Source organism: Streptomyces sp. UH6 (assembly GCF_013421635.1).
Taxonomy (GTDB): domain Bacteria; phylum Actinomycetota; class Actinomycetes; order Streptomycetales; family Streptomycetaceae; genus Streptomyces; species Streptomyces abyssomicinicus.
In genome coordinates this window covers 1-5,442 of sequence record NZ_JACADT010000349.1, presented here as the reverse complement: position 1 = coordinate 5,442, position 5,442 = coordinate 1, and the positions used below count along the sequence as shown (strand labels likewise).

Below are 5,442 nucleotides of genomic sequence, written 5' to 3'. Positions count from 1 at the left end.
AGGAGGACGCCGGGGCGCCCGAGCCGCGGAACCGTGCGGTGACCGAGCGCCCTTCGGGTGGTTTGGCGAGAGCCGGACGTGGAAGGGGGGCGGCGTGGGGGATCATCAAGGCGGACGTCCCGCCGGCCCCGCCCGGCAGGCCGGTTCACCGTGATCCTCCCGTAACGGAAGCAGGGCAACCGTTCCCCGCCCTCGCACGTCGAACCGGGCACAGGCGGGTGCCCACCCGGCGGCCTACAAACCGCCGTCGCCCGCTTGCCCCACCCTTTCGCACCCCCCCTAGACTGAACCTCCAGCACAGGTGGCCACACCCTCGAAAGGCGCCCCCGTGTCCCTCGGCAACCCCTCCGAAGAAGAGCGTCCGTTCCAGGACGACCTCGACAAGGACCGTGAAGACCTTCCGCCGATCGGCCACGCCCTCCGGCGTGCCCGCACGGCGGCCGGGCTGTCGGTCGACGACGTCAGCAACGCCACCCGGGTGCGCGTCGCCATCGTGCAGGCCATCGAGGAGGACGACTTCGGCCCGTGCGGCGGCGACGTCTACGCCCGTGGCCACATCCGGACCCTGGCGCGCGCGGTCGGCCTGGACCCGGCCCCGCTGATCGCGTCCTACGACAAGAGGCACGGCGGTCGCCCGGCGCCCACCCCCGCCGCTCCGCTCTTCGAGGCGGAACGCATCCGCCCCGAGCGCCGCGGTCCGAACTGGACCGCGGCCATGGTCACCGCCATCGTCGCCGTGATCGGCTTCGTCGGCTTCACCGCCTTCGGCGGGGACAGCGACGGGACCGACCGCGCCCAGGTCGCCGAGGGCCCCGAGCCCAGTGTCTCGGTGACCGGGAAGCCCACCGGGAAGCCCGCCGCGCCCGAGCCCACCGAGAGTGCCATCGCCGCCGCGCCGCGCGACAAGGTCGAGGTGAAGGTGAGCGCCCCCGACGGGCGCAGCTGGATCTCCGCCAAGGACCACAACGGGCGCGTCCTGTGGGACGGCGTCCTCGAGGAGGGCGACTCCCGCACCTTCCAGGACGACACCCGCGTCGACCTGGTCCTCGGCAACGCCGGCGCCCTCGAGCTGCACGTCAACGGCGAGAAGATCGAGGACGACTTCCAGAACGGCCAGGTGGAACGCCTGTCGTACACCAAGGGCGACCCGGCCGCCGGATAGGGCCGCCCTCCAGGGGGACCGAGGGTGCGCGCACACGGGGTTGGCCCGGCCGGGCCAACCCCGTCGGCGTGGGACGCCGACGGAACGAAGTAGTCTTGAGCCCATGCCTGAACGCCGTACCGTCGCACTCGTCACCCTTGGCTGCGCCCGTAACGAGGTGGACTCGGAGGAGCTCGCAGGCCGCTTGGAGGCGGACGGCTGGCACCTCGTGGAGAACGCCGAGGACGCGGACGTCGCCGTCGTCAACACCTGCGGCTTCGTCGAAGCCGCCAAGAAGGACTCCGTCGACGCCCTCCTCGAGGCCAACGACCTCAAGGACCACGGCAGGACCCAGGCCGTCGTGGCGGTGGGCTGCATGGCCGAGCGGTACGGCAAGGAACTCGCCGAGGCGCTCCCCGAGGCCGACGGCGTCCTCGGCTTCGACGACTACGCCGACATCTCCGACCGGCTGCAGACCATCCTCTCCGGCGGCATCCACGCCGCCCACACCCCGCGGGACCGGCGCAAGCTGCTGCCGATCAGCCCCGCGGAGCGACAGGCGGCCACCGACGTCGCGCTGCCCGGACACGGCACCGTGGACACCGAGCCGGCCCCCGCCGACCTTCCCGACGGCCTGGCCCCCGCCTCCGGGCCCCGGGCCCCGCTGCGGCGCCGGCTGGACGGCTCCCCGGTGGCGTCCGTGAAGCTGGCCTCCGGCTGCGACCGGCGCTGCTCCTTCTGCGCGATCCCGTCGTTCCGCGGCTCCTTCATCTCCCGCCGTCCCAGTGACGTCCTGGGGGAGACGCGCTGGCTGGCCGAGCAGGGCGTGAAGGAGGTCATGCTGGTCTCCGAGAACAACACCTCCTACGGCAAGGACCTGGGCGACATCCGCCTGCTGGAGACGCTGCTGCCCGAGCTGGCCGAGGTCGACGGCATCGAGCGGGTGCGGGTCAGCTACCTCCAGCCCGCCGAGATGCGTCCCGGCCTGATCGACGTGCTGACGTCCACGCCGGGCGTCGTGCCCTACTTCGACCTCTCCTTCCAGCACTCGGCGCCCGCCGTGCTGCGCGCCATGCGCCGCTTCGGCGACACCGACCGTTTCCTGGAGCTGCTGGACACCATCCGCTCCAAGGCGCCCGAGGCCGGTGTGCGGTCCAACTTCATCGTCGGCTTCCCCGGCGAGAGCGAGGAGGACCTGGCCGAGCTGGAGCGCTTCCTCAACAACGCCCGCCTCGACGCCATCGGCGTTTTCGGGTACTCGGACGAGGACGGCACCGAGGCCGCCGGGTACGACGGCAAGCTCGACGAGGACGTCGTTGCCGAGCGTCTGGCCCGGATCTCCCGGCTGGCCGAGGAGCTCGTCTCCCAGCGCGCCGAGGAGCGCGTGGGCGAGACGGTCCGGGTGCTGGTGGAATCCGTCGACGAGGAGGACGGCGTGTACGGGCGAGCGGCGCACCAGGCGCCGGAGACCGACGGCCAGGTCCGGCTGACCGAGGCCGCCGGCCTGCGGGTGGGACAGTTCGTCGAGGCGAAGGTGATCGCCACCGAGGGCGTCGACCTGGTGGCCGAGCCGCTGGGCGGCCCGCTGCCGGAGGCGTCCGCGTCGGTCTCCCGGGCGGACCTGGCGGAGGCCGCGGGATGACCGGCGTACCGGCGTCCGCCGCCGGCGCCTCGCCCGAGACGGAGGTCCTGATGGAGGAGCCCGTCGAGCCCCTGGGCGCCAGGCCGGCGGCCAGAGGCGGGAAGATCGCGGCGGCCGCGGTGAACGAGGCCAGCCTGTGGAACGTGGCCAACCTGCTGACCATGTTCCGGCTGGTGCTGGTGCCCGGCTTCGTGATGCTGATGCTGGCCGAGGGCGGGTACGACCCCGCGTGGCGCTCGTTCGCCTGGGCGGCGTTCGCGGTGGCGATGTTCACCGACCTCTTCGACGGGCACCTGGCCCGCACCTACAACCTGGTCACCGACTTCGGCAAGATCGCCGACCCGATCGCCGACAAGGCGATCATGGGCGCGGCGCTGGTCTGCCTGTCCTGGCTGGACGAGCTGCCGTGGTGGGTGACCGCGGTGATCCTCGGCCGGGAACTCGGCGTCACGGTGATCCGTTTCCTGGTCATCAAGTACGGGGTGATCCCGGCCAGCCGGGGCGGCAAGCTCAAGACGCTCACCCAGGGCATCGCCGTCGGCATGTACATCCTCGCGCTGACCGGGCCGCTGGCCACCCTCCGGTGGTGGGTGATGGCGGTGGCGGTGGCGCTCACCGTGGTCACCGGTCTGGACTACGTCCGTCAGGCGATCGTGCTGCGCCGGCGGGGAATCGCCGAGCGGCGCGCCGCGTCGGGGGGGAGCACGGCATGACGCCCGGGGCCGCCGAGGTCGTCCTGATGCTCACCCACCGCGGGGAGACGGTCGCCGTCGCCGAGTCGCTCACCGGCGGACTGGTCGCGTCCGAGCTGACGGAGGTCCCGGGGGCTTCGAAGGCGTTCCTCGGTTCGGTGACGGCCTACGCCACCGAGGTCAAGCACCGGCTGCTGGGAGTCGACGACCGGCTGCTCGCCGAGCACGGCGCCGTGGACGCGCGGGTCGCGCGGCAGATGGCGGAGGGCGTGCGGCGGGCGCTGGGCGCCGACTGGGGGATCGCCACCACCGGGGTGGCCGGACCCGAGCCGCAGGACGGCCGGCCGGTCGGCACCGTCTTCGTCGCCGTCGCCGGTGGTGCGCCGGGTGCGACGGACGGCGTGGATGCGTCCGCGGGCGGGAAAGTACGCGCTCTGCGGTTGAACGGCACACGGGCGGAAATTCGTAGGGAGAGCGCGCGGAACGTGCTCGCACTGCTCCTGGAAGAGCTCCTCGACGCCCGAGGCGCGGCGCAGACGGACCAACGGCAAGGAAACGAGCGGGCATAGGATACGGAACAGAACGGGGGGATCTGATGTTTGCAGCCCTGAGTGAACACGACATCGCTCCCCGCACGGCCGCGGCGCGAGGCGGTACGGTGGGGCGAGAAGGATGCGGCTACGCGGTCCGAGGAGGGAGCCACCGATGATTCTGCTCCGTCGCCTGCTGGGTGACGTGCTGCGTCGGCAGCGGCAGCGCCAGGGCCGTACTCTGCGCGAGGTCTCTTCGTCCGCCAGGGTCTCGCTCGGTTATCTGTCCGAGGTGGAGCGCGGGCAGAAGGAGGCGTCCTCCGAACTGCTCGCCGCCATCTGCGACGCGCTGGACGTGCGGATGTCCGAACTCATGCGGGAAGTGAGCGACGAGCTGGCTCTCGCCGAGCTGGCCCGGTCCGCGGCCGCCACCGACTCCTCCGTGCCGGCTCCGGTGCGCCCGATGCTGGGATCCGTCTCCGTGACGGGTGTCTCCCCGGAGCGGGTCACCATCAAGGCGCCCGCGGAGGCTGTCGACGTGGTCGCCGCCTGACACGGGCGGTCCCGAGGCAACCGGACGGGACACGGCCGGAACGAACAGCGGGGCGTATGCGCACATCGTGCGGATACGCCCCGTTTGCCGTGTCGTCGGGGTGCGGTCATGGTGGAGGGACACGTCGGCTGACGAGGAGCAACGCATGTACGTCGTCAAGAGCCCTTTGCCGGACGAGGACCTCAGGGTGGTCTCGGAAGCGCTCCAGGGCGCCCTGGTCGACCTGGTGGACCTCTCGCTGGTCGGCAAACAGGTCCACTGGAACGTGATCGGCCCCCGGTTCCGGTCGTTGCACCTGCAGCTCGACGACGTGGTGACCAGTGCCCGGGCGCACTCCGACTCGGTGGCCGAGCGGGCCTCCGCGCTCGGGATCTCCCCGGACGGGCGGGCGGCCACGGTGGCCTCCGGGTCCGGCATCGCGACGGTGTCCGAGGGATGGATCAAGGACAGCGACGTGGTGCGGACCATGGTGGACGCGCTGGGGGCGGTCATCGGGCGGATGCGGTCGAGGGTCGAGGCGACGGAGAAGCCGGACCCCATCACGCAGGACCTGCTGATCGGGATCACCGCGGACCTGGAGAAGCACCACTGGATGTTCCAGGCGGAGAACGGGTAGGCCTCCGGTCCGGGCGGTGGCGGCCGGGCCGCCGGGCTCGCCGGTGCCGGGCGTGATCCGTCCGGGCGGAGCGGGAGGTACGCCATGGGCACGGCGGTGAGAGTGACGCTGGGCCTGCTGTGGTGGTGGGCGGCGCTGCGGCTCGCCCTCGCACCGCGGGCCTCCGGGGCGGTCGAGGCGGGCGTGGTGCTCGCGGGGTGGAGCGTCAGCCTGCTGCCGGTGCACTGCGTGGCCAAGGAGCGGGCGACCGGGGTCGTCGTCGCCACGG

General features: G+C 72.4%; 6 protein-coding genes and 1 pseudogene. All 7 read left to right on the top strand.

The annotated features are described in order from the left end of the window. Positions 1–328 precede the first annotated feature (328 nt). A complete protein-coding gene (locus tag HW445_RS17340) occupies positions 329–1,162 on the top strand; it encodes a helix-turn-helix domain-containing protein (protein ID WP_180221916.1) in 834 nt (277 codons plus the stop codon). 103 nt (positions 1,163–1,265) lie between these two features. Next, positions 1,266–2,783: a 30S ribosomal protein S12 methylthiotransferase RimO gene (rimO, locus tag HW445_RS17335; RefSeq protein WP_180221915.1), complete on the top strand. Its 1,518-nt coding sequence runs from the start codon at positions 1,266–1,268 to the stop codon at positions 2,781–2,783. Next, positions 2,780–3,496 carry a CDP-diacylglycerol--glycerol-3-phosphate 3-phosphatidyltransferase gene (pgsA, locus tag HW445_RS17330; RefSeq protein WP_180221914.1) on the top strand — a complete coding sequence of 239 codons (717 nt, stop codon included), beginning with the start codon at positions 2,780–2,782 and terminating at the stop codon, positions 3,494–3,496. The genes rimO and pgsA overlap by 4 nt, the downstream gene beginning before the upstream one ends. After that, positions 3,493–4,044 carry a CinA family protein gene (locus HW445_RS17325; RefSeq protein ID WP_180221913.1) on the top strand — a complete coding sequence of 184 codons (552 nt, stop codon included), beginning with the start codon at positions 3,493–3,495 and terminating at the stop codon, positions 4,042–4,044. Before pgsA ends, HW445_RS17325 begins: the two co-directional genes overlap by 4 nt. 136 nt (positions 4,045–4,180) lie before the next feature. After that, complete coding sequence (locus HW445_RS17320) at positions 4,181–4,558, top strand: helix-turn-helix domain-containing protein (protein ID WP_151775230.1); 378 nt, start codon at positions 4,181–4,183, stop codon at positions 4,556–4,558. A gap of 145 nt (positions 4,559–4,703) precedes the next feature. Then, positions 4,704–5,174, top strand: a complete 471-nt coding sequence (locus tag HW445_RS17315; protein WP_180221912.1) for a Dps family protein — start codon at positions 4,704–4,706, stop codon at positions 5,172–5,174. 84 nt (positions 5,175–5,258) lie between these two features. Next, positions 5,259–5,442, top strand: a pseudogene (locus HW445_RS17310) (hypothetical protein); the annotation flags it as partial.